Genomic DNA, 24,133 nt, shown 5'->3' on the forward strand with positions numbered 1-24,133 from the left:
CAGGCAGCCGCTTGCAACTTACTGCAAACGATAAAACTCCTTGGAAGCAGTATCTCATCTCCGCGATTTGCCCATTTTTAATGTGTGGATATCCAGTTATTGTCTGCTCGCTGCGGCAAAATCCGCAGTCGGGTGTAGGAACCTGATGTGCTAGATAGTGCATTTCACATGCGCTACGTTTTGTTTCATCATTGAAAGTGGATTTAAAACACTTCTGTTATTATCAATGGTGACTCAGACGAGGCAGCTTTCGGGCTGATCGAAAACTCCAGTACATCGATTCCTACCCTCGTCTGGGTTACCACCAAATGTAGGAATTTGGGTGGTAGCGCGTGATACGGCTCTCTGGAAATCAACAAATGACTATCACTAATAATTCTGAAACATCCCCCGATTCATGGACGCTCACCGATCGCTGCCGTTTGCTGGCGAATGCGCTGGTGAACCCGCAAAACAGAGGTTCGCAGGACAGACTTTGCATCATGCTGCAAAACGAGCTCGAATACCTTGAAGCGACGTTATCGCAACCCATTCCCGAGCACCGCAAGAATTTGGGGATCCCGATGGACGACGGCTTATTTGACTACGCCGATCTCGAACCCGATGAACTTTGCGATCAGTGCATGGCGCTGAATTTCACCCTGATGACGCTGCATGACAGAAAGATAAAAGAGATCATCACGTATATCTTGTGGGAACGGTTCGAGATGCTGCGCTGCTCGCTGTATGCCTCCGGTGAGGTGATCGCATGAACAAAGACTGGCATCAGGCCGATATCATTGCGGCAATCAAAAAGAAGGGCACCACAATGGCGGCAGTCTCACGCCGCGCAGGTTTAAGCTCTTCGACGCTATCAAATGCCTTAACCCGCAAATGGCCGAAAGGTGAAAGACTGATCGCTGAAGCGATTGGCGTAAAAGCCGAAACCATCTGGCCGAGCCGGTACACCGAAATAAAATAAAACTAAGAACGGCTCCTTCCCCTGCGAAGGGGAAGGCTGGGATGGGGTATTAATGACAACTCCGAACTGACCCTTTTTTGCACCTTCTCTAACTCATTGATTTAAGTAGTGCGCGCAAGCTAATAAAAAAAGAGGGTATTTCTGCCCAAGCAGGGATAACCTCTTGCCGTTCAAAGCGTAAACCTGAAAACCCAACCGTTCACTGCCGGACAGGCAGCTTAGAGAGTTGCGCGAGCTCTTTCCTCAGATGTTCCGCACGGGAATACCGGAGGAAATTGTGGTAATTGTGGCAGGAACACTGAGTGAATTTCACTCTGTTTCAGAAGGAAATAAGCCCGCGCGGCGGGCCTTCTTACTATCTGATATTTTATTTTTGAACCTGAAATGTTATCCGATCCACATCGTCATCAATGGTGATAAACCTGCCGCTATAAGAAACTGTCAGCCTGTTATCATTATTAATCTGAATATCCTTTATTTCACCCATTCCTGATATTAATGGATCAAGCTCTCTTAACTGCTTTGCTATTTCCTGATCGCTGGCATTTATTTTTTCATGAACGTAATAACGATAAGTGATCGGCACCGTTGCGCCGCCGATATTGCGCTCAGTCATATAAAGCCAGTGATCGCTATTTAGTTGCGATACGGCTCTTAATTCATCTGGCGTGTCGTCCTGTTGATTAAGCAGGTAATAACCACCCACCATGACCAACAAATAAGCCGTTAAAAAGTAGTGACCCAGCTTAATAGCCGCTTTGAATTGCATACGCTATGCCCTCCCTAATGTTTCGCTGATCTGTGGGATCGTCACCATATGGAGGTTTTTCATGCCATTTCCCCCACTTGGGTTCTGATGTGCCTGCGCGGCCTTGCGCGAATCCAGCTCCCATTAGAAGTATTTCTGAAGGAATGCCAGCCGCCGTGCCTATTGCGCCATAATGAAAGTTTCCAAACGCCTGCCATTCACTTTTTTTCTGTTTATAATCCCACGGCCCGCCGTTGCGAACTTTTTGATAAAACCAATAATATGTCCCAGCTGTTGCCATATTCCGTGACATTCCTTTCTGCCTGGCCTCCCTCATATGATCTGTCACTATATTAGAACCCGGATTTGATAATGGTACTGACGCCATTTAATAAACTCCCTCTTATTTAAAATCCCTGCGCATTATGTGATTTTACGCCTAAAAATGAATATTTAGGAGCACGAACTATGGATAAGGTCGTTATCAGCACTAACGCTGAATTCACTGTTCACTGCCAGTTAGTGAGCTAAAAATAACTGTAACATTTAAAACCGTCTGAAGAATGCTTTAGAGATTTGAGTCAGTCAAAAAGCCATTTACCCGCTCGTGCGGAATCAGCAAGCATCTGAAGAGTTAAAGGGACAGGTTCTTCGTAATCACTGCCACATGAACAAAATGCAAAGATTGAAAATCCTGATGCTTCTGCTGGCCAGTATTTCTCGAAATCAAAGTTAGCGGGATCTACTTTGAATTTATCAAAATACTCTTTCATGATGTCGTCACCTGTTTCACACGCCCACACATAATCGCCGGTAGAAAGACTTGTATTAATAGTGACAGGCCAGCGTTTTTTAGAAAAGAAACGGGGCTGATTAAAGCGTTCATTGTACCAGTCAATGATGTCCTCATTGCTTACCATAGGCGGTCTTTCTCATTGGCAATCGTGTTGTAGCGGTTCGTCTCTTTTTAGGCAATGTTAGCTTAATTATCCTCAGCTAACCCTCTTTTCTGAGATATCTCTAACACATTGATTTTAAATCTCCGAATCACCCATCAAAAAAAGAGGGTATTTCTCCCCAAACAGGGATAATCTTTTGCACTTCAAAGCGTAACCCTAAAAACCCAACTGTTCACTGCCGGACAGGCAGCTTAGAAAGAGGACTTCAAACAGAAGTAATGGTGAAATGGGTTCACTGCCGGACAGGCAGCTTAGAAATCAAGGGGAAGCGACAGCAGTTGGCTCTCCTCGTTCACTGCCGGACAGGCAGCTTAGAAAGGGCCGCCGGTGTTACATGTTCGCCATCATCCGTTCATTGCCGTACAGGCAGCTTAGAAACACAGGTAAATATCATTAAGCTTTTGAATTTACGGGAGTACGGGCATAGGCAAAGCCACTTGCGCGACCTCAGAGGGATCATTTACCGAAGAGACTGATTTAGCAACAGAATCTGTCGCAAATTATCTATAACCAGACTGACGCATCCGGGCAGTGACCCCGGACTTGTCCAACCGCTCACACACCAGGAGTAAACACCTGGCATTCAATAATGGAGATATATGAAAGCAATAATGACAGTAGACAAACTTGAATTACGCAATATTAAGTCAATACGAGATTCTGGAAAAATAGGACATAACTTTGATCTGGTCGCAAAGTTGAAAGTTCAGTCACGCTCTATGGGCGCATTTTCTGGCGAAGGTATTGATTGTCCAGATTTACAATGGATTGAAACAGTAGATTGGTACAAGTTAGATACTAATACAGACAAATGGATCCACGTAGGAACTAATCCTAATAATAAAGATTTATACAAAGCAAACCCAAAATCGCAAACATTTAAAACCTGGTGGGAAGAGTATCGCTACGCATTTGCAAGGAATACGAAGGGGTTTCCTGCCACACTTAAAAATGCTCATGAACGTGATGTAAAACATTGGATCGCACGTAACGGCTTTGAGTGGGAACTTCCGATCAGGGATATACCAAGTATGAGTTTGATGGGAGGGTCTGGTGGCGGGGCTGGAGCCAGTCTCGTTATTGGCGACACCCGCCGCCGGGTCATTCGTTTCGAGTTAGGTTTTACTGGATGTTCATATCGAATATATTGTGCACAGATACTTGAAACAAGGGATGGAAAACCTAGCATTAATGCTTTTATTCAAAGAAAATTATCAAACATGGATTTGAATAACCAACAAAATTTTATAGACTGGAGAAAGTCATCACGTTTTCCTCAGTGCATGAGTTAAATGCGTCAACGCCATTCAGGATGGGGCAGGCAACTTAGAATGGCATTAGGCCTTAACCCGCCCTTTTTATTTGGTTCACTGCCGTACAGGCAGCTTAGAAAAACAAGAAGGTCAGAAGTCTGACTGTTATTCAGTTAACTGCCGCACAGGCAGAAAAATCCCCATTCTCTCGTCATAGATACATTTAATCGAACAAGTTAATTAATCCACTAATACATTGCCCGGGATGTTAATTGAAAATATCACCTCTAAGAACATACAAAATATGAATATATTAATGCGTTGATGTTTCCGTAAATAGGTTTATTTTAATCCCGTTATTAAAATTGAAGGGAATTCAAAATGACTAACGCATTGATGCCTGCAGAGCTAAAAACGATTCTCCACTCCAAACGTTCGAATATTTATTACCTGCAATATTGCCGTGTGTTGGTTAATGGCGGGCGGGTTGAATATGTCACGGAAGAAGGGAAACAGTCGCTGTACTGGAATATCCCCATCGCCAATACCACTGTCGTGATGCTGGGAACCGGAACGTCGGTAACGCAGGCGGCGATGCGTGAGTTTGCCCGTGCGGGTGTGCTGGTCGGGTTCTGTGGCGGCGGCGGAACGCCACTTTATTCGGCGAATGAAGTTGAAGTGAATGTCTCCTGGCTGACGTCTCAGAGTGAATACCGTCCGACGGAATATCTTCAGCAATGGGTTAGCTTTTGGTTCGATGAACAGAAACGACTGGCAGCCGCAGTGGCGTTTCAGAAAGTGCGCAGTGAGCAAATTCGTAAACACTGGTTAAGCGCAACGCTGGCACGTGAAGACGCTTTCCAGCTGGATACCGCCCGTACAGAATCCCTGTTGCAACGGTTTGAGCAAAGCCTGTCGCAGTGCCAGAACACGGGCGAATTGATGGGGCAGGAAGCCGTGCTGACAAAAGCTTTATATAAGCTGGCCGCGACGGCAGCGCGCTATGGAGACTTTACGCGGGCAAAACGCGGCGGCGGTGTTGACGTCGCTAATCGTTATCTCGATCACGGCAACTATCTGGCGTACGGGCTGGCTGCAACGGCGGTCTGGGTTATTGGCCTGCCGCACGGTCTGGCGGTCATGCATGGCAAAACACGGCGCGGCGGCCTGGTATTTGATGTCGCCGACTTAATTAAAGATGCACTGATCCTGCCACAGGCTTTTATTGCTGCCATGAACGGCGAAGATGAGCAGGAATTTCGTCAGCGTTGTCTGAGCAATTTCCAGCGTGCGGATGCGCTCGACATTATGATTGAAACGGTGCAGAACGTTGCACATGAAATAAGCCAGCAACCATGAATATATTACTGGTATCCGAATGTAATAAAAAAGCGCTGACCGAAACGCGGCGGATCATCGATCAGTTTGCTGAGCGCAAGGGCGAGCGGACGTGGCAAACGGCGATAACCATGGAAGGGCTGAATACATTAAGGCGAATACTCAAGAGAACGGCGCGCAGAAATACGGCGGTGGCCTGTCACTGGATCAAATCAAATAATCAGACAGAAGTGCTTTGGGTTGTCGGAAATATTCGTAAGTTTAATGATAAAGGCTCGGTACCCACTAATACGACGCAGCGGGATATAGTAAAGTCCGGCAGCGAAAATGCTTTTCACAGTATGCAGACTATCGGATTACTTGCTGCTATCGCCGGGCTTTTTCATGATTTTGGCAAAGCCAGTCAGTTGTTCCAGAATAAACTCAGCGGGAAGGGGAAAGGCTTTGAACCGTTCAGGCACGAATGGGTGTCTGTTCGTTTATTTCAGGCATATGTCGGCCAGCAGACCGATGAACAATGGCTGACCCGTTTGCAGCATGTCAGTGCTGAAGACGAATACGCCATGATACAAAACCTGGCCCGCAATAATGTCAGCCATAGTTATAACAGCCCGCTGGAAGGTCTGCCGCCGGTTGCGCGTCTGGTGGCCTGGCTGATTGTTTCACATCACCGCCTGCCGGTGTATCCGCGTCGAAACGACAACTACACCAATCCGCCGCAACTTTCGGATATTCAGCACTGGCAGGATAAGCAATTTGCGCCGTGCTGGAACTCCACCAATATGGATGCGCCGTGGACGGCAAAAGAACAACGCGCTGTCTGGCAGTTCCCGCACGGTACGCCGATGCAAAGCGCGATATGGCGCAGCAAAGCGCACAAATTTGCCGCACGCGCGCTGCAACTGCCGCTGTTTACTTCGCCTCATATCGCACCTGAACACCGTTTTACCCGCCATCTCGCACGGCTGGTACTGATGCTGGCTGACCATTTGTACTCTTCGCTGGATGCGACAGCGGGCTGGCAGGATCCGGCGTTTTTGCCCATTGCCAACACCGGCACCAGACAACATCTTGATGAGCACAATATTGGCGTCAGCCAGAACGCATGGTTGCTGGCACGCAGTCTGCCGTATCTGCGGGATACGTTACCGGCCATCACACGGCATAAAGGATTTAAAAAACGCGCTCAGCAGGAGACGTTTCGCTGGCAGGATAAAGCATTCGACTTAACCTGCGGACTGCAGGAAAACGCCCGTCAGCAGGGATTTTTCGGCGTCAATATGGCCTCGACCGGTTGCGGGAAAACGCTGGCGAATGCGCGGATCATGTACGGGCTGGCGGATGAAAAACGTGGCTGTCGTTTCTCTGTCGCGCTGGGTCTGCGGACGCTGACTTTACAGACCGGTGACGCACTGGGCGAGAAACTGCATCTCGATAAAGAAGATCTGGCAGTGCTGATCGGCTCGCAGGCGGTAAAGCAGTTGCATCAGCTTCATCACGATACCGCCGACATAAAGAATACCGGCAGCCAGTCTGCGGATGAACTCTTTGCTGAGCATCAGTATGTGCGTTACGACGGTTCGCCTGATACCGGCAGGTTAGGGCAGTGGCTCAAAGGTAAAGACGCTCTCCTGAAACTCATCAGCGCGCCGGTTCTGGTGACGACGATCGACCATCTGATGCCTGCCTGTGAAAGTCTGCGCGGCGGTCATCAGATTGCCCCGATGCTCAGGCTGCTGACTTCTGATCTGGTTCTCGACGAACCCGATGATTTTGATATGGCTGATTTGCCTGCATTGTGCCGGTTAGTGAACTGGGCGGGAATGCTGGGTTCACGGGTGTTGCTTTCATCGGCGACGCTGGCACCGGCGCTGGTGCAGGCATTATTCAGTGCGTATGTCGCAGGGCGAAAAGCGTATCAGCAAGCCTGCGGCCAGCCCGGTTTGCCGGTGAACGTGTGCTGCGCGTGGTTTGATGAATTTAATGTCGCGGAAGGTCAGCATATGACCGGCAAATCTTACGGACAACAGCACCGCGAATTTGTGGCAAAACGGGTGTCTTTATTGCAACAGGCCAGCCCGCTGCGGCAGGCATCGCTGGTCACGGTGTCACCGGAAAGCGCCCGTGAGAATGATGTAGTCAATGCGGTGTCCGCGCGGGTTCATCAGTCGTTACTGGAACTGCACAATGCGCATCACAAAGGCAAAAAACTCACCGTCGGTATTGTCCGTATGGCTAACATCGATCCGCTGGTCGCGGTGGCAAAACGTCTGATGACAACGCCGTCTCCGGCAAATTTACAACTGCATTATTGCGTCTATCACAGCCAGTATCCGCTGGCGATGCGGGCTCATATCGAAAACCGTCTTGATGTGATGCTGACCCGCCATGACGAAGACGCTGTCTGGCAGGTGAAAGAAGTGCGTAAGGCTTTGGCCGCGCATCCGGAAAAGCAGCATATTTTTGTCGTGCTCGCGACTTCTGTTGCGGAAATCGGAAGAGATCATGATTACGACTGGGCCATCGCTGAGCCCAGTTCCATGCGTTCGCTTATCCAGCTCGCCGGACGTGTTCAGCGCCATCGTCAGTCAGTCCCGCAAACACCCAATATTCATATCCTGCATAAAAACGTCAAGGCACTGAGAAAGAAGACGCCTGCCTACTGCAAACCGGGTTTTGAAAGCGGCGGGAATGCCTTTGCCAGCCACGATCTGCATGACTTACTGCGGCCGGAAGAATACGAAACTCTCAGCGCCATTCCGCGTATACAAGAGCGGGAAACAGCGGATCCTCTGCTGAGCATGAACGATATGGAACACGGACGATTATGGCCGGAGTTACTTGGGAGAAAGCCCTGCGGCGACAACTATGCCGCCCGCTGGTGGCGTGATCACGCCGACTGGTGCGGCGAATTACAACAGAGAAACCCCTTCCGCCAGTCAGCACCCGATCAGCAATATTATTTGTGGCTGGAGGAAGAGGGCGACGAGCCGCGTTTTCGACAACCGGATGAGGGAACTGAAGGCTGGAAGGATAGCAGCGGATTTAAGGCCATTGATCAGGAATATGCCGAAGGTGTCAGTCCGTGGATGGAGATGAACTGCGAAACGCTCTATCAGGAACTGGCAGACAGTTTCGGCTGGGAACTTGACCGCGTCAGTAAAACGTTTGGAGAAATCTGTTTAGCCGACGACGAAAACAAACGGTGGCACTGGCACGAAGCGTTAGGGGTGTTTGGTGCACTCGATTAATCAAGGAGAGAACATGGAAACACATGGATTAAGTCAGTTTATTACCGGTTACATCAACGACCGCTACCAGCTCAAACTGGAAACCTTCAATAAGGCCGCTGAAAAACAACTCTCTGTAGCCAGCGCGGAAGAGAAAGCCGGGCTTGAACAACAGCTTTTTGAACAACGTCGCGAGCTTGAAAAGAAATATGAAGTCCGGACCTGGCTGACTGAAGTTGCTTTTCGGGCGGAAAAAGTTAGTCAAGCAACACATGCTGTAAAATATTTTCACGGTGATGCGAAAGGAAACAGTGTCTACAGTATTGAGCAATATACAGTTTCAAACTATTTAGCTACTGCGAGTCTGGGGTCTCCTGACGTAGACATTGTCTTTAACAGCTCCGCAAATGCTGATGTGGCGAAATTTATTCTTGCGGAACATGAAGGTGATTCTCTGCTCGCCAGCCTCAAACGCGGTGACTTTTCGGCGCTGACGGCGTTAGCGGAAAATGAGATGCAGGCACAGCAATGGGGCAGCGGGTTTATGCAGGCGCTGTCGGATAAAACGCTCTCGACGCATCAGCTCGCTAAACAGCTTTATTTCCCCGTTTCCGACGCGGGCGAATACCACCTGCTTAGTCCGCTGTATTCTTCTTCACTGGCTCATGCTTTGTATCTGCGCATCAGCCATGCACGTTACAGCGAAGCCTCGGTGGCTGCCCGCAAAGCGCGACGTGAAGGGCACGGCCATCCTGAAGCCGTTCAGTATTTTCCTGATCTCGCGGTGCAAAATATGGGAGGCACCAAGCCGCAAAATATCTCCTACCTGAATAGTGCTCGTGGCGGCAAAAATCATCTTCTGCGCTGTGCGCCGCCGCAGTGGCAGCAATCCCTTAAGCCACCGGTCTCACATAAAACCTTTCTGACGGCGGTGTCCCCCAAAGTCACCCGTGTCGTCTCTGATCTGCGTCGTTATCTGCACACGGTGTATGAACGCGATAACACAATGGAAATCCGCCAGCAGCGCGCCGAATACGTGGATGAACTGATCGGCATGATCTTCAGCTATGCCGCTGAGATTCAGTCACTGACAGATCTTCAGGGCTGGAGCCAGCAGGAAGACTGCGTTCTGAAAGCGGCACACCAGCTCTGGCTCGATCCGTTACGTCAGCGCACCGACCCTGATTTTAAACTCCGGCGTGAAGGCGGCGAGTGGATCAGTGAGATTGCTGAGGATTTTGCCCACTGGCTGAATACCCGTCTGAAACAGGACGAAAAGCTGAATGTTGGTGCAGTCGAATTCCGCGAATGGTCGGTGTTAATGCGCAGACGTCTGCGGGAATTTGATGCCGCTCAGCAGGAGAACTGGCAATGAGTTATCTGATTGTTCTGCCTCATATTCAGGTCGAAAACGCCAATGCGATTTCTGGTCTGACCTACGGTTTTCCGGCGATCACGCATTTTCTGGGATTTACCCATGCACTTTCGCGGCAGGTTCAGCAAAGCCACGGGCTGCGATTCACTGGCTGCGGCGTGGTGTGTCATAAGCATCAGGTTCAGGCCTATCAGGCCAGCGAACGGGGTGACCATTACTTTGCGCTGACGCGAATTCCGCTGACCAGAGAAGCGAAAACTGCGCCATTCAATGAAGAAGGGCGGATGCACATGACCGTTACGCTGTTTGCAGAGTGTGAAGGGAGCATTGCGCATGGCGACACAGGAGCCAGAGAACTGGAACAACATCTGCACACGTTGTGTGTTGCTCAGCGGCTGGCGGGCGGTACGGTGACCGCCATGAAACCGGTACGGGTAATGGCGCTGCCGCAGAATGGCGATGAATTACAAAACATCACCCGTCGTGAGATGTATCGCGCATTGCCGGGTTTCGCGCTGGTTGACCGCTCAGAACTGCTGGCGCAGCACTTTACCGAACGCCAGACGCAGGATCCGCAGGCGGAAATGATCGACGCGTGGCTGGATTTCTCGACGATTACTTTCCGTGCTGAACAGCAGGAGGATGACTCTGTGCAATGGCAATACCAGCCGAAACTCGCGAAAGGTTATCTGGTGCCGCTGATGGTGGGATTCACCCCGATTTCGCCGCTATATGCGCCCGGCGACGTGGCAAAAACCCGTGATCCCTCAACGCCGTTCCGCTTTGTCGAAGCTGCTTATGGCGTCGGTGAATGGCGCAGTCCGCACCGTGTCACCGATATTCATCAGCTTATCTGGCGTTACCCCGCCGGCACTGAACACTACATCTGCAGCCACGCTAAACCGTTGCAGGAAGCCGACTTAACTGAACAAGATCACTCCGATTTCTAATCATTGAAACAAGGAAAGCACAATGACCAAAACCACCGTAAAAACCGCATCAGTCCTCGCCTTTGAACGCAAACTGGCAAACTCAGATGCGCAGATGTTTGCCGGTAACTGGAAGGATTCAAACGACGCTGGAAAATGGCAACCGATCGAAATTCAGGAAAAAGCCGTGCGTGGCACCATTTCCAATCGCATGAAAAATGCCGCTTCCACTGATCCCACCAAACTGGATGCCGAAATCCAAAAACCTAACCTGCAACGTGTTGATGTCGCGGCGCTGCCGTTCGATGCTGATACCCTGAAGCTGCGCTTTACCCTGCGCGTGCTGGGCAATCAGTCGTCGCCGTCGGTGTGTAACGATCAGGATTATCAGGCTGCGCTGACCGCCGTGATTGATGGTTATCGCACTGAACAGGGTTTTGGCACACTGGCCGCACGTTATGCGGAAAACCTGGCGAACGGGCGTTTTCTCTGGCGCAACCGTATCGGCGCGGAAGGCATTTCCGTTCATGTCACGCACAATAATCAGCGCTGGGAATTTGAGGCGGACGGATACAATCTGCGCCAGTTCAGTCAGCCCACCGGCAGTCTGGCTGAACTGGCGGCAGTGATTGAGCAGGGGCTGAGTGGCAAAGAATCTGTGTTACTGACCGTTGAAGCTTTTGTCCGTTTAGGGGAAGGTCAGGAAGTATTCCCTTCACAGGAACTGGTTTTAGACTCAAGCCGTGAAAGCAAGAAAAGCAAAATCCTCTATCAGGCGGGCGGCATTGCGGCGCTGCATTCACAGAAAATCGGCAATGCGCTGCGTACAATCGATGACTGGTATCCCGATGCGGCAGAACTTGAACTCGGCCCGATTGCCGTCGAACCTTATGGCTCTGTAACCAGCAAAGGCAAAGCCTATCGCCAGCCAAAGCAAAAAATGGATTTTTACACCCTGCTGGATAACTGGGTGACGAAAGACAAAAAGCCAGACACAGAGCAACAGCATTACGTGATGGCGACGCTGATCCGTGGCGGCGTCTTCGGCGAGAAAGGCGAGTAAGGGGCGAGCATGGAGAGTTATCAGGAAATCCGCGTTCTGCCCGATCCGGAATTTGGCAGCGATCTGCTGATGGCGGCGCTGTTTGCCAAATTGCATCGCGCGCTGGGGCAACATGCTGCGGGTAAAATTGGCATCAGTTTTCCGCATTACAGGCAGAAACCGGGCGACATCATCCGCTTGCACGGTACGGCCGCGAGGCTGACAGTCTTCGGCAAGACCTTATGGATGAAGGGGCTGAATGACCATGTGGCTATCAGCGAAATCCGCGATGTCCCTGCGGATGCTCAACATTGCTGCTTTAGCCGTGTGCAGGTGAAAAGCAGCGCTGAAAGACTGCGCCGCCGCTCTGTGAAAAGAGGCCGGTTAAGCGAAGAGGAAGCTCTTGAGCGTATCCCCGACAGCAAATCGCAAATCACTTCACTGCCGTTTTTTCACGTGAAAAGTCTCTCGACCGGTGAGGCATTCAGACTGTTTATTCGGCGTGGGGCGTTGTTAACAGAACCTGTTGAAGGGGTGTTTGGGGCATACGGGTTGAGTGCGGTGGCGACCGTGCCGTGGTTTTGAGGGCAAGCTCTGGTTCAGGTTTAAGGTCAAGGTCGTGGGTTCGCCGCCCACACTGGCCCAGAGACCCGCAGTCGCGCGGGCCTCTGGACTCCACGCTCTTTTCACTGCGCGCTGCCGCAGGCACGATGGACATGTTTCGCGGCTCCTGTGCGTGGCGCAAAATCTTGCCGCGTTGCGGTGCCTTCACTCGGTCCTGAAGCCTCCGGTCTTCAGGCCGCTCCGTTCAGCAAGATTTTTGATCACGCCAGTCCAGAACGAATAAAACCCTCGTTCTGATTATCTTGCAAAATCAGATGCTAAAGGGAGATCTGTCTTGCTCCTTCCCCTGCGAAGGGGAAGGTCGGGATGGGGTATTAATGGCATCTCAGAAATAACCCTCTTTTTGGGGCTGTTTCTAACTCATTGATTTTAATAGTGGGTAAAAGCTTGAGGAAAAAGAGGGTATTTCTGCCTAAACAGAGATAATCTTTTACAGTTCAATGCGTAAACTTGAAAACCTAAATGTTCACTGCCGCATAGGCAGCTTAGAAATGAAGAACGCCAGTCGCCAACTTGGTATTGAGGTTCACTGCCGCATAGGCAGCTTAGAAAAGTCACAAAAATGTTGCCCAGGCACTTCAGTTGTTCACTGCCGCATAGGCAGCTTAGAAAGCACTATCTATAAAGGGGGCCGCCTGCGTGAGGTTCACTGCCGCATAGGCAGCTTAGAAATCCAGAATATCGACAAAGCGCTGAACGCTGCGGTTCACTGCCGCATAGGCAGCTTAGAAAGATATGAAAAGAACTCAGCGGGAAATTGATCAGTTCACTGCCGCATAGGCAGCTTAGAAACGCGTTCCCATCGATGGCGAGCTATTACCGCTGTTCACTGCCGCATAGGCAGCTTAGAAAAGGACACGCCGATCGCTCTGCAAACACTGTCGGTTCACTGCCGCATAGGCAGCTTAGAAATGGAGCGCTACGGTCATCAGCCGCGGCGTTATGTTCACTGCCGCATAGGCAGCTTAGAAATACTACGGCCTTTCATGTGACCACTGCGAGCTGTTCACTGCCGCATAGGCAGCTTAGAAAATTTTTAATAATTCATTGAGAACGTTATTTAAGTTCACTGCCGCATAGGCAGCTTAGAAAGTGCTCTTTGAGGCGCTGAAAGAAAACGTACTGTTCACTGCCGCATAGGCAGCTTAGAAACTGAGTTTTACGTGGTTGAGAACGTGCCCGGAGTTCACTGCCGCATAGGCAGCTTAGAAATGTTTGGGATAGACAATTCACCGTGGTCAAGCGTTCACTGCCGCATAGGCAGCTTAGAAACTTCAGTAGAAGCGAAACCGGCAGGGTTTGACGTTCACTGCCGCATAGGCAGCTTAGAAATTGAAGCGAAAATAGTAGATGTGAGTGGCGGGGTTCACTGCCGCATAGGCAGCTTAGAAAATTACATCATCCACCTGCTGTGAGGTTGGTGCGTTCACTGCCGCATAGGCAGCTTAGAAACGTCTACAGTAAAGGCACGGCGTTAGCCGTCGGTTCACTGCCGTACAGGCAGCTTAGAAAACCCCACAGCCAGCCCATACAGAGCAGGTAATGTTCACTGCCGTACAGGCACCTCAAAATCGCAGGTCAATGCCGGTGGGCGCGTTCTGATGACTGAGAACATGCGTTGTAAAATTAATGGATAATAAAATTTGATTAAAGGATGCCTGCTGTTCATCATTATTAATGACAGCAGGCATTTATAAAAAATCATCAGGAGTTATTATTTCGTGCAATAAACTCTTGCTTCGCGAGGTGTGTATATTCCTAAAGTGACAATGCGCAGGAATACATCCATCCCTGATTCCTGAACTTCAGTACGAACAACTTTATTTGCGCTACCACAAATTTTTGCTGCGTCTATGGTATGTTCTTGTCCAATGCCATTAACGAAGAAAGCTTGTCTGGTGACATGAGCGGGTTGCTCTGCAATACCATCATTTAATTTGAATGTCTGTTGAGCACAGCCTGACAATGCAGTAACAGCAAGAACCGAAATAATAAATTTTTTCATGATAACTCATGTTGATAATAAAGAAGTGAAATCATATATTCTGGCCTGTTGATACTTTTACAAATCCGACCACTCACTATTATTAGTTATTAAAGTAAATGGTTTAGTCTGGGTTGAACTATGTGAAAATTGAGGTTTTTCTGTGTTGTATTAAAAAAGAGTAAAGGTTATTAACCGGTTGCATTTCTAATATGAATGATAATCAATAATATTCAGCCATTATATTAATAATAAACGCTGCGCATTTATGCGGGTCACGGTTGGGCTGACAATTTACTGCCGTAAAGCCAGCCTCTGAACGCAAAATTCACCCCACCAAATCCCGCTCAACAAACCCTTTACGCCATTGTGTTGGTGTCGTCCCCAGCCGCTGGCGAAAATGGTGACGCAACGTTTCCGGCGATCCAAAACCGGCCTGTTCGGCGACGCGGTCAATACTCAGTGTGCCGTTTTCCAGCAGGGCGCAGGCTTTTTCCAGCCGCACGCTCAGCATCCATTCGCCGGGCGTGGTGCCGGTTGCATCATGGAAACGACGCAGGAAGGTGCGGCGGCTCATTCCGGCTTGTGCAGCTAGCTGATCAATGACCATGGGCGTATTGAGATGGCTGCGCAAATCATCAAGCAGCGGGGCGAGCGTTTTTGCCGGATGCCTCGGAACGGGTTGCTGGATCAGCTGTGCCTGATTTCCTTCACGCAATGGCGGTGTCACCATCCGGCGTGCCGTGCGATTCGCCACTTCAATACCGTAATCGCGGCGGATCAGATGCAGACACAAATCGACGCCCGCCGCACCACCGGCAGAGGTGATGATGCTGCCTTCATCGACATAAATCATGCCATGCTCAACCTGCACTTTCGGGAATCTTTGTGCCAGAACATCGGTGCTGTTCCAGTGCGCAGTGGCGCGTTTGCCGTCCAGTAAACCGGCAGCGCCGAGCACGAAACTCCCCGCGCAGATCGATACAATCCGCGTGCCGTTGCTGTGCGCTTTTTGCAGCGCCGTAATCAGCCGGTCAGAGGCCGGTTCGTGGATGCTTCGCCAGCCGGGGATCACAATCGTTCCGGCATCTTCCAGCAGTTCCAGCCCGCCATCGACCACCAGCCGCACGCCGCCTTGTGCGCCGAACGTCCCTTCCTCGACCGATGCGACGGCTAAGTCGTACAACGGCTCGCCGGTGATTTCATCGGCGCGGCCAAAGGCTTCGACGGCAGTGCCGAATTCGAAGGTACACAGACATTCATAGGCCAGCAGTACCAGCCGCCGGTTACGCGGAGCGGGGTTGCGCGGGGAAGACATCAGTGTCAGAGCAGCTTTTTGCATACAGGGAAAACCATCAGGTTGGCATAATCTTGACGATACATGGCACACGGGCTGATTTCTACTGTGCCGCCAATCTTTCATGCTGTGTGTCTTTAACTCATCGCAGGATTTAAGCATGAAGAACACACTGGCGCTGATGGCCGTCTGTCTCGCTGCACTGATGTCCGGGCTGGAGATTTCCAGCGTTCCCGTTTTATCACCGGTACTTGAACAGGAACTTCATGCCAGCTTCCGCGAACTTCAGTGGATCATGAACGCCTATACGCTGGCCTGTACCACGGTGCTGATGGCGACCGGTACGCTGGCGGACCGCTATGGACGGAAACGGGTTTTTATTATCAGTATTATCGCCTTCGGGCTGACTTCGCTGATGTGTGGTCTTGCCACAAGTTCGCAATGGCTTATCGCCGCGCGTTTCGCACAGGGACTGAGCGGTGGCGCAATGCTGACGTGTCTGATTGCGATTTTGTCTTCGCAATTTCCGCAAGGAAAAGCGCGCAGTCAGGCATTTGCCGCATGGGGGATTACGTTTGGTTTCGGCCTGGGATTTGGCCCGATCATAGGCGGCATGTTGGTCGCGTGGCTTAACTGGCGCTGGGTGTTTCTGATTCATGTCTTTATCGCCATATTGACCCTGATTCTGGCGCAGAAAAACGTGGTGGAATCCCGTGACGGACAGGCCAAAAAATTGGATCTCGGCGGATTGATCACGCTGTCGGTCACGGTCATGGGCGCAACGTTTCTAATTACTCAGGGCAGCAGCCTGGGCTGGGGCAGCGTCATCGCGCGTACCGTTCTGCTGGTAACCGCCCTCAGTGCGGCGATGTTTATCTGGATTGAAAAACGTCATCCGCATCCGATGTTTGATTTCTCGGTATTCCGCGTCCGCGCATTTTCCGGTGCGCTGATGGGCTCAGTGGGCATGAATTTCAGCTTCTGGCCACTGATGATTTATCTGCCGGTGTATTACCAGAGCGGACTGGGTTATGGCAGCGTCACGACCGGTCTGGCATTGCTGGCCTACACGTTGCCCACGTTGCTGATGCCACCGGTCGGTGAAAAACTGACCGCACGTTTTGGCGCGTCCCGCCTTATCCCGTTCGGGTTATTCACCATCGGCGCGGGCTTTATCCTGATGCAAATCGCCGTCGTTCATCATCTGAGTTTATTGCCGGGCGCACTGCTGGCTGGCATGGCGCTCGGGCTGACCAATACGCCGGTCACGAACACTACCACCGGTTCCGTCGCAGCGAACCGTGCGGGAATGGCGTCGGGTATTGATATCAGTGCGCGGCTGATCACGCTGGCTGTCAACATTGCCCTGATGGGAAGCCTGCTGGTGGCAGGAATTGCCGCCAGCCTGAAAAAAGTTATGCCGGCAGCGGGAGATTTGTCTTCGCTGGCAGAGCGTATCGCAGGCGGATCGGTGGTTGAAGGATTACAAACTGCGCAGATTGCTCAGGTGCTGACGGATGGCTTTGCCGTCATTCTGATCTATGGCGCGGCGGGTGTGTGGATCCTGGCGCTGATGAGTTATTTGCTCTTTAACGATAAGGGTCGGCGTAAAACGGTAACGTGCGAGCCGTACTGACTTTAAAAATCAGCGTTGCAGAATGTGTCGCGCTGTTTTGCGTAACATCTTCCATTTGCCTGAAAAATAATCATTTTTCTTGCGCATCATTTTACTGCTTATGGCGTTATAGCCCTGCGGGACGGGGCTTAACGAAAACAAACGGGAAGCCAAATGATAATTTGATTAAGTACGACAACTGGCGTACATTGAGGCCACATGAGTTTCAGAGAGATCAAATGGAAGGTGATCGAATGTTTAAAGAATGGAAATATTGAGTTTGAGGCACGACGCGGGATTCAGCTTAAGAATTTGTTGAGTACGGGCGACATCTCACCCTATGAAGTGGCTGCCCTAATCGGCAGGGCATCTGGAGATAATTATCAGATTCGTCCCTACCATTTTGACAGCAGTATTGATGTCCATATCATCACTGTCAGTAGTGCCGGAGTACCCTGGTACATCAAGTGGTACTTTACAGAGCCTACCAGTGTTTTTATCAGCGTTCATCATTAAGGAAGAATATGATTATTTATAAAGTCGGAGACGAGAAAAAGGCGGTGTGTAACGTCTGTGAGGCTTTCCGCACGGTGAGTTTTCAGCTGCGCGATGTACCGTTCGATGACGGCAGCGGTATGGTGAAAAATATCATCGCGGGCGTGTGTAAAACCTGCGACAACGTCGCGGTGATCCCTTATCAGTCTGTGCCTGCTATCAAAAAGCAGTTGCAGATACAACGCAAAGCAGTGGAAAGCCGTGTGCCTGCGCACATGATTGATCTGCTGAACATGGCGAGTGCGGAATTGGGGGCAACCCCTGATTTCGTGCCGTTACTGCTTAAATATTATATCCATCATCTGGCTTCCAGTCCGCAAGGCGCAATGCGTCTGGTGACTTTGCTGACGTCCGAACTGGCGACCGGTCTGGCGAATAAGCGTCTTTCCCTGAAAGGGCGCGAAATCGGCAATGATATCGAAAAACTCAAAAATCTGTCCCAAATCGACAACACCACCGAATTACTCAAAGGCGTGGTGCTGACCATCCATAACGATCTGCTGGTGAACCCTGACGCTCAACGCATCGCGCTGTTGAAGAGTTTTGTCGCCACTGTTGCCTGACCCCTCGCGTCTCCCCGAAAAAATCCGATCCTCATCACATAAAGTTCCCTCACTTTCTGCCGATAACTATTAAAGATAAATCCAATTCAAAAAGGAACAACATGTTTAACCGTATGAAAGTGGTCACGGGGATCGTGATCTTACTGGTGGTCTTCGGTGCTTTACAGTTGGTATCCGGTGGCCTGTTCTTTAAATCGTTGAAGACAGACAAAGACAACTTCACCACGTCTCAGCAGATCCGCTTACAGCAGGCAGAATTTAACGCCAGCTGGATTTATCTGCTGCAGACCCGTAACACGCTCAACCGGGCGGGTATCCGTTTCATGCTCGACGCTAACCAGATGGGCAGCGGTGCCACGGTGAAAGAGCTGATTGATACGGCGACGAAAGATCTGCAAATCGCCGATCAGCATTTCGCCAACTATCAAAAAATCCCGGTGGATGCGAGCCAGAATCCGCAGTTCGCCGCCGATGCCAAAAAGCAGTATCAGGTTCTGCATGATGCGCTTTCTGAACTGATTGAGCTGATTGGTCTTGGCCGCATCAACGACTTCTTCGAACAGCCTACACAGCAGTATCAGGACAACTTCGAAAAAGCGTTCGTGACCTATATCGACCAGAACGATCACCTGTACAACGACGCGGTGAAAGTGAGCGAAAACTCCTTTAAACACGCGATGTGGATGCTCGGCAGTGTCCTGATTGTCTTGCTGGTCTTCATCATTCTGGCCTGGACCGGCGTGCAGCGGATCCTGATCCATCCTCTGAAAAATATCGTTGAGACCATCCGCAAAATTGCGACCGGTGATCTCACGCATGAAATAGTCGTGAAAAGCCGTAATGAAATCGGCCAGCTTGCCGATAGTCTCAGGTACATGCAGGACGAACTGATCCGCACGGTTACCGGCGTGCGTCACGGTGCTGATGCTATTTACAGCGGTGCGAGCGAAATTTCGGCGGGTAACAGTGATTTATCTTCCCGTACCGAAGAACAGGCATCGGCGCTGGAAGAAACTGCCGCCAGCATGGAACAGCTGACCGCGACCGTGAAACAGAACGCCGAAAACGCCCGTCAGGCCAGCCAGCTGGCACTGAGCGCGTCAGAAACCGCGCAGAAGGGCGGCAAAGTGGTGGCAAACGTGGTTGATACCATGAATGACATCGCCAGCAGCTCGAAGAAAATTACCGACATCACCGGTGTGATCGACGGAATTGCCTTCCAGACCAACATTCTGGCACTGAACGCCGCGGTTGAAGCCGCCCGTGCAGGTGAGCAGGGACGTGGATTTGCGGTTGTCGCAGGTGAAGTGCGTACCCTGGCGCAACGCAGCGCGCAGGCAGCAAAAGAAATTAAAGGGCTGATTGACGATTCTGTCAGCCGCATTAATACCGGTTCAGTACTGGCAGAAAGTGCCGGCGAAACCATGAATGACATGGTGAATGCCGTCACACGTGTGACTGACATTATGGGCGAAATCACCTCGGCATCTGATGAACAGAGCCGCGGGATCGAGCAGGTCGCACAAGCTATTACTGAAATGGATCGGGTGACGCAGCAGAACGCCTCACTGGTTGAAGAATCCGCTTCCGCTTCGGCGGCACTGGAAGAGCAGGCCAGCCTGCTGACGCAATCTGTGGCCGTGTTTACGCTGAGTCAGACCACAAATAACAACGTGCGCCAGAACCCGGCCTCTTCGGCAAGGCTGCCTCTGTTGACTCCGAACCTTTCAGGTTCTAAAGCCGGAAAAGGTGGAGCACAAAGTACAGATTTAACTGAGAACTGGGAAACCTTCTAAGCACGTACATCAACATCGCTACCCAAAATAGTCAGGTTTGCAGAAAGGCGGCAAACGAGGAAACCCCGAGGAGCTTACTTCAGTAAGTGATTCGGGGACTCAGCACAGCCAACGACTCTGCAGACCTGAATAACAAGGGTATTAAGAAATAAGGTGCCGGTCAGGGCTGACACCTAACGAGGTTATCCATGTTTAAGCACATCCGTGTGTCCACCTGCATGTTTTTGTTATTGATCGTATTTTTTGTGATGCAACTGGTGAGCAGTGGCTTATCACTTTATGCCGCCCACACGGATAAAATGAATTTTGAGCAGATATCGAATACTGCTGAGCAGCGTGACGCGCTGAACCAGAGCTGGTCATATCTGCTGCAAACCCGCAACACACTAAACCGCGCGGCCACGCGTCTGGCGCTGAAACAGCCTCAGGAAACCGTGACGCAACTGATGGTTGACGCGAAAAACAGCCTGAAAAGTGCTGAAGATTCTTACGCTGCTTTCCTGGCTCTGCCACGCAGAACCGAAAAGGCTTCCGAGCTGACCACCGTTAACAAAGCCAGCTACGAAGCACTGCACGGAATGTTGCAGGTGCTGATTGATTCGTTATCGCGCGGTGACATGGAGGCGTTTCTCGCCAGTCCGACGCAAAAATATCAGGATCAGTTCCAGCAGGAAGTTGGCAATTATGTCGCCTATGTCAGTGGCCGTTTCCAGCAGGCACAGACCCAGACTGCGGCGTCTTATCAGAGCGTGATGATCAATACCACGGTGATCACCCTGTTGTTGCTGGCGCTGACCGCACTGGCGCTGGTCGTTACCCGCCGGATCCTGTTCCGTCCGCTGACCACCATGCGTGCCCATTTTGACCGTATCGGTTCCGGCGATATTTCTGCGCCGATCGTGGCGGAAGGGCGCTACGAAATCAAAGTGATGCTCGAAAGCCTGCAACAGATGCAGACCTCGCTGGCAGAAACGGTGCGTACCGTACGCCACGGCGCTGACACCATGTTCGCTGGCCTGAAAGGCATCGCTGCGGGCAATACCGATTTGTCTTCGCGTACCGAACAACAAGCCTCTGCGCTGGAAGAAACGGCCGCCAGTATGGAACAGCTGACCGCCACCGTGAAGCAGAACGCCGAGAACGCCCGTCAGGCGACACAGCTGGCGCGTGATGCCTCAAATACCGCAGAAAAAGGCGGTGAACTGACCGGCAATGTGGTGAAGACCATGAATGACATCGCGGGCAGCTCGAAAAAAATCAGTGCCATTACCAGCGTGATTGATGGCATTGCGTTCCAGACCAACATTCTGGCGCTGAACGCCGCCGTTGAAGCCGCCCGTGCCGGTGAGCAGGGTCGCGGATTTGCGGTGGTAGCCGGTGAAGTGCGCAGCCTCGCGCAGCGCAGCGCACAGGCCGCGAAAGAAATCAAAGCGCTGATTGATGAATCTGTCAGCCGCGTCAGCCAGGGTTCCGTGCTGGTGGAATCCGCCGGTAACACCATGGATGACATCGTTCGCGCCGTGACCCGCGTGACCGACATCATGGGCGAAATCGCCTCAGCCTCTGACGAGCAAAGTCGCGGCATCGAACAGGTTTCTATAGCCGTCACGCAGATGGATCAGGTGACGCAGCAGAACGCCACGCTGGTTCAGCAGGCCGCTTCTTCCACACATACGCTGGAAGCGGAGTCTGAAAACCTGACCCGCGCGGTCTCGGTGTTCCGTCTTGCCTCCGCCGGGAGTGCTCAGCCGCGCCACAACGGTCCGGCGCAGGGCTTTACACCACGCCAGGTGGCTCAACCCGCGTTAATTGCGGCGCCCGCGCGAGCAGGTTCTGCGGATAACTGGGAAACCTTCTGATAAGGCCATCTGATGAACAGTCAGCGGATGAAGAGTGAATTGGGTACCCGTTACACCACCTGTCCCTTTAATGGAGCTGCACCATGAATCAACCAGGCTCGCCAATGAGTGCTGATAACACTTCGATCATGGCACAGATGATCCAGCGTTTACCGCTGTCAGATACCCATTTTCGCCGGATAAGTGAACTTATCTATCAACGTGCAGGAATTGTGCTGGCAGACCATAAACGCGAAATGGTCTACAACCGCCTGGTCCGGCGGTTGCGTATCCTCGGGCTGAACGACTTTGGCAGTTATATGGCATTGCTGGAAAACGACAGCAACAGCCCGGAATGGCAGGCGTTTATTAACGCACTGACCACCAACCTGACGGCGTTTTTCCGTGAAGCACACCACTTCCCGATCCTGGCGGAGCATGCCCGTTCACGCCCGAATAATTACAGTGTGTGGAGCACGGCGGCGTCGACAGGTGAAGAGCCGTATTCCATCGCCATGACGCTCAGTGAAGCGCTGGGTCCGCGCATGGCGAGCTGCCGTATTCAGGCCAGTGACATTGATACGCAGGTGCTGGAAAAAGCTACGGCGGGCGTTTACCGGCTGGAAGAGTTGCGCACGCTCAGCCCGCAACAGTTACAGAAATTTTTCCTCAAAGGCACCGGTCCTCACAGCGGCCTGGTGCGTGTGCGTCCCGAGCTGGCGCAGATGGTGGCTTTCCAGCAACTGAATTTGCTGGCGAACCAGTGGCAGCTAAACGGTCCTTTTGATGCGATTTTTTGCCGTAATGTGATGATTTATTTCGATAAAGAAACACAGGAGAAAATTTTACGCCGGTTTGTTCCGTTACTTAAACCGGGCGGTCTGATGTTTGCCGGACACTCCGAGAACTTCAGCCAAATCAGCCGGGAATTTTATTTGCGCGGTCAGACCGTCTACGGCCTCGCCAAGGAGAGGTAATGAATAAAATCAGAGTGTTGAGCGTCGATGATTCGGCGTTAATGCGTCAGCTGATGACTGAAATCATTAACAGCCATCCGGATATGGAAATGGTGGCGACTGCGCCGGATCCGCTGGTGGCGCGTGATCTCATCAAAAAATTCAACCCTGACGTACTGACGCTGGATGTTGAAATGCCGCGTATGGACGGACTGGATTTTCTGGAAAAGCTGATGCGCCTGCGCCCGATGCCGGTGGTCATGGTGTCGTCGCTGACCGGTAAAGGCTCGGAAATCACCCTGCGTGCGCTGGAGCTGGGGGCGATTGATTTCGTCACCAAACCGCAGCTGGGGATCCGCGAAGGCATGCTGGCTTACAGCGAAATGATTGCCGATAAAATTCGTACCGCGTCAAAAGCGCGTCTGAATAAAAGCGTCAATACCGAACAGCCGCGCATTCTCAGCCATACGCCGCTGCTGAGCAGTGAAAAGCTCATTGCGATTGGGTCATCGACCGGTGGCACCGAGGCTATCCGCCACGTGCTGCAACCGCTGCCGCCGACCTGTCCGGCGCTGATGATTACACAACATATGCCACCGGGTTTTACCCGCTCGTTTGCGGAACGTCTGAACAAGCTGTGTCAGATCACCGTGAAAGAGGCCGAAGACGGCGAACGCGTTTTGCCGGGGCACGCCTATATCGCGCCGGGCGACCGGCATATGGAACTGGCGCGCAGTGGCGCCAACTATCAGGTTAAGTTGAACGACGGTCCGGCAGTGAACCGCCATCGGCCGTCGGTTGACGTGTTATTCCGTTCGGTGGCGCAGTTCGCCGGACGCAATGCCGTCGGGGTGATCCTGACGGGAATGGGCAATGACGGCGCTGCCGGCATGCTCGAGATGCACCGCGCAGGGGCTTACACCCTTGCACAAAACGAAGCCAGCTGTGTGGTTTTCGGTATGCCTCGCGAGGCTATCGCCACCGGCGGCGTAAACGAAGTGGTGGATCTCAGCCAAATCAGTCAGCGGATGCTGGCACAAATATCAGCCGGTCAGGCATTACGTATTTAA

At 51.5% G+C, this 24,133-nt stretch carries 20 protein-coding genes and 1 CRISPR repeat array; of the genes, 15 read left to right on the forward strand and 5 right to left on the reverse strand.

Annotated elements, in window-relative coordinates; translation table 11 throughout:
• The first annotated feature begins 359 nt into the window (after positions 1 to 359).
• On the forward strand, positions 360 to 752 hold the full coding sequence (locus CKQ54_RS25655) for a hypothetical protein (RefSeq protein WP_120162717.1): 393 nt from the start codon (positions 360 to 362) through the stop codon (positions 750 to 752).
• A complete protein-coding gene (locus CKQ54_RS12885) occupies positions 749 to 961 on the forward strand; it encodes a helix-turn-helix domain-containing protein (RefSeq protein ID WP_120162718.1) in 213 nt (70 codons plus the stop codon). The genes CKQ54_RS25655 and CKQ54_RS12885 overlap by 4 nt, the downstream gene beginning before the upstream one ends.
• A 367-nt stretch (positions 962 to 1,328) precedes the next feature.
• Here CKQ54_RS12885 and CKQ54_RS12890 read toward each other — a convergent pair whose 3' ends face one another.
• The 3 genes from CKQ54_RS12890 to CKQ54_RS12900 all read right to left on the reverse strand — a co-directional run bounded on the left by CKQ54_RS12890 (position 1,329) and on the right by CKQ54_RS12900 (position 2,629).
• Positions 1,329 to 1,730 carry a hypothetical protein gene (locus CKQ54_RS12890; RefSeq protein WP_120162719.1) on the reverse strand — a complete coding sequence of 134 codons (402 nt, stop codon included), beginning with the start codon at positions 1,728 to 1,730 and terminating at the stop codon, positions 1,329 to 1,331.
• Positions 1,708 to 2,010, reverse strand: a complete 303-nt coding sequence (locus tag CKQ54_RS12895; protein ID WP_244220204.1) for a polymorphic toxin type 44 domain-containing protein — start codon at positions 2,008 to 2,010, stop codon at positions 1,708 to 1,710. The genes CKQ54_RS12890 and CKQ54_RS12895 overlap by 23 nt, the downstream gene beginning before the upstream one ends.
• 280 nt (positions 2,011 to 2,290) lie before the next feature.
• A complete protein-coding gene (locus CKQ54_RS12900; protein ID WP_120162721.1) occupies positions 2,291 to 2,629 on the reverse strand; it encodes a DUF1493 family protein in 339 nt (112 codons plus the stop codon).
• A 638-nt stretch (positions 2,630 to 3,267) separates the two neighbouring features.
• On the opposite strand from CKQ54_RS12900, the gene CKQ54_RS12905 reads away from it, so the two are divergent.
• From CKQ54_RS12905 to cas6f, 7 genes are all read left to right on the forward strand, one after another.
• On the forward strand, positions 3,268 to 3,960 hold the full coding sequence (locus CKQ54_RS12905) for a hypothetical protein (RefSeq protein WP_120162722.1): 693 nt from the start codon (positions 3,268 to 3,270) through the stop codon (positions 3,958 to 3,960).
• 342 nt (positions 3,961 to 4,302) lie between these two features.
• A complete protein-coding gene (cas1f, locus tag CKQ54_RS12910) occupies positions 4,303 to 5,280 on the forward strand; it encodes a type I-F CRISPR-associated endonuclease Cas1f (RefSeq protein WP_120162723.1) in 978 nt (325 codons plus the stop codon).
• Positions 5,277 to 8,510 carry a type I-F CRISPR-associated helicase Cas3f gene (gene cas3f / locus CKQ54_RS12915; protein WP_120162724.1) on the forward strand — a complete coding sequence of 1,078 codons (3,234 nt, stop codon included), beginning with the start codon at positions 5,277 to 5,279 and terminating at the stop codon, positions 8,508 to 8,510. The genes cas1f and cas3f overlap by 4 nt, the downstream gene beginning before the upstream one ends.
• A gap of 13 nt (positions 8,511 to 8,523) precedes the next feature.
• Complete coding sequence (gene csy1, locus CKQ54_RS12920; protein ID WP_120162725.1) at positions 8,524 to 9,864, forward strand: type I-F CRISPR-associated protein Csy1; 1,341 nt, start codon at positions 8,524 to 8,526, stop codon at positions 9,862 to 9,864.
• A complete protein-coding gene (gene csy2 / locus CKQ54_RS12925) occupies positions 9,861 to 10,814 on the forward strand; it encodes a type I-F CRISPR-associated protein Csy2 (protein WP_120162726.1) in 954 nt (317 codons plus the stop codon). Before csy1 ends, csy2 begins: the two co-directional genes overlap by 4 nt.
• Positions 10,815 to 10,836: 22 nt before the next feature.
• A complete protein-coding gene (csy3, locus tag CKQ54_RS12930) occupies positions 10,837 to 11,856 on the forward strand; it encodes a type I-F CRISPR-associated protein Csy3 (protein ID WP_120162727.1) in 1,020 nt (339 codons plus the stop codon).
• Between the two features lie 9 nt (positions 11,857 to 11,865).
• Positions 11,866 to 12,420 (forward strand): type I-F CRISPR-associated endoribonuclease Cas6/Csy4, encoded by a 555-nt coding sequence (cas6f, locus tag CKQ54_RS12935; protein ID WP_120162728.1) that lies wholly within the window; start codon positions 11,866 to 11,868, stop codon positions 12,418 to 12,420.
• Between the two features lie 503 nt (positions 12,421 to 12,923).
• Positions 12,924 to 13,971: direct repeats of the CRISPR family, unit length 28 nt; unit sequence GTTCACTGCCGCATAGGCAGCTTAGAAA.
• A 202-nt stretch (positions 13,972 to 14,173) separates the two neighbouring features.
• Here the strand turns inward: cas6f and CKQ54_RS12940 are convergent.
• Together CKQ54_RS12940 and CKQ54_RS12945 are read right to left on the reverse strand one after the other, a co-directional pair.
• The gene (locus CKQ54_RS12940; RefSeq protein ID WP_120162729.1) at positions 14,174 to 14,464 is read right to left on the reverse strand and encodes a Bor family protein; all 291 of its coding nucleotides are present in this window, start codon (positions 14,462 to 14,464) and stop codon (positions 14,174 to 14,176) included.
• A gap of 307 nt (positions 14,465 to 14,771) precedes the next feature.
• Positions 14,772 to 15,785, reverse strand: a complete 1,014-nt coding sequence (locus CKQ54_RS12945; RefSeq protein ID WP_120162730.1) for a helix-turn-helix domain-containing protein — start codon at positions 15,783 to 15,785, stop codon at positions 14,772 to 14,774.
• Between the two features lie 115 nt (positions 15,786 to 15,900).
• On the opposite strand from CKQ54_RS12945, the gene CKQ54_RS12950 reads away from it, so the two are divergent.
• The 6 genes from CKQ54_RS12950 (at position 15,901) to CKQ54_RS12980 (ending at position 24,133) form a co-directional block, all read left to right on the forward strand.
• On the forward strand, positions 15,901 to 17,376 hold the full coding sequence (locus CKQ54_RS12950; protein ID WP_120162731.1) for an MFS transporter: 1,476 nt from the start codon (positions 15,901 to 15,903) through the stop codon (positions 17,374 to 17,376).
• A gap of 503 nt (positions 17,377 to 17,879) precedes the next feature.
• Positions 17,880 to 18,473, forward strand: coding sequence for a hypothetical protein (locus CKQ54_RS12960; RefSeq protein ID WP_120162733.1), 594 nt, complete (start codon positions 17,880 to 17,882; stop codon positions 18,471 to 18,473).
• A gap of 101 nt (positions 18,474 to 18,574) precedes the next feature.
• A complete protein-coding gene (locus CKQ54_RS12965; RefSeq protein ID WP_120162734.1) occupies positions 18,575 to 20,269 on the forward strand; it encodes a methyl-accepting chemotaxis protein in 1,695 nt (564 codons plus the stop codon).
• 188 nt (positions 20,270 to 20,457) lie between these two features.
• Positions 20,458 to 22,128, forward strand: coding sequence for a methyl-accepting chemotaxis protein (locus CKQ54_RS12970; protein ID WP_120162735.1), 1,671 nt, complete (start codon positions 20,458 to 20,460; stop codon positions 22,126 to 22,128).
• Between the two features lie 83 nt (positions 22,129 to 22,211).
• Positions 22,212 to 23,084, forward strand: a complete 873-nt coding sequence (cheR, locus tag CKQ54_RS12975) for a protein-glutamate O-methyltransferase CheR (RefSeq protein WP_101078653.1) — start codon at positions 22,212 to 22,214, stop codon at positions 23,082 to 23,084.
• Positions 23,084 to 24,133, forward strand: a complete 1,050-nt coding sequence (locus tag CKQ54_RS12980) for a protein-glutamate methylesterase/protein-glutamine glutaminase (RefSeq protein ID WP_120131073.1) — start codon at positions 23,084 to 23,086, stop codon at positions 24,131 to 24,133. The genes cheR and CKQ54_RS12980 overlap by 1 nt, the downstream gene beginning before the upstream one ends.

The organism is Rahnella variigena, assembly GCF_003610915.1.
Taxonomy (GTDB): domain Bacteria; phylum Pseudomonadota; class Gammaproteobacteria; order Enterobacterales; family Enterobacteriaceae; genus Rahnella; species Rahnella variigena.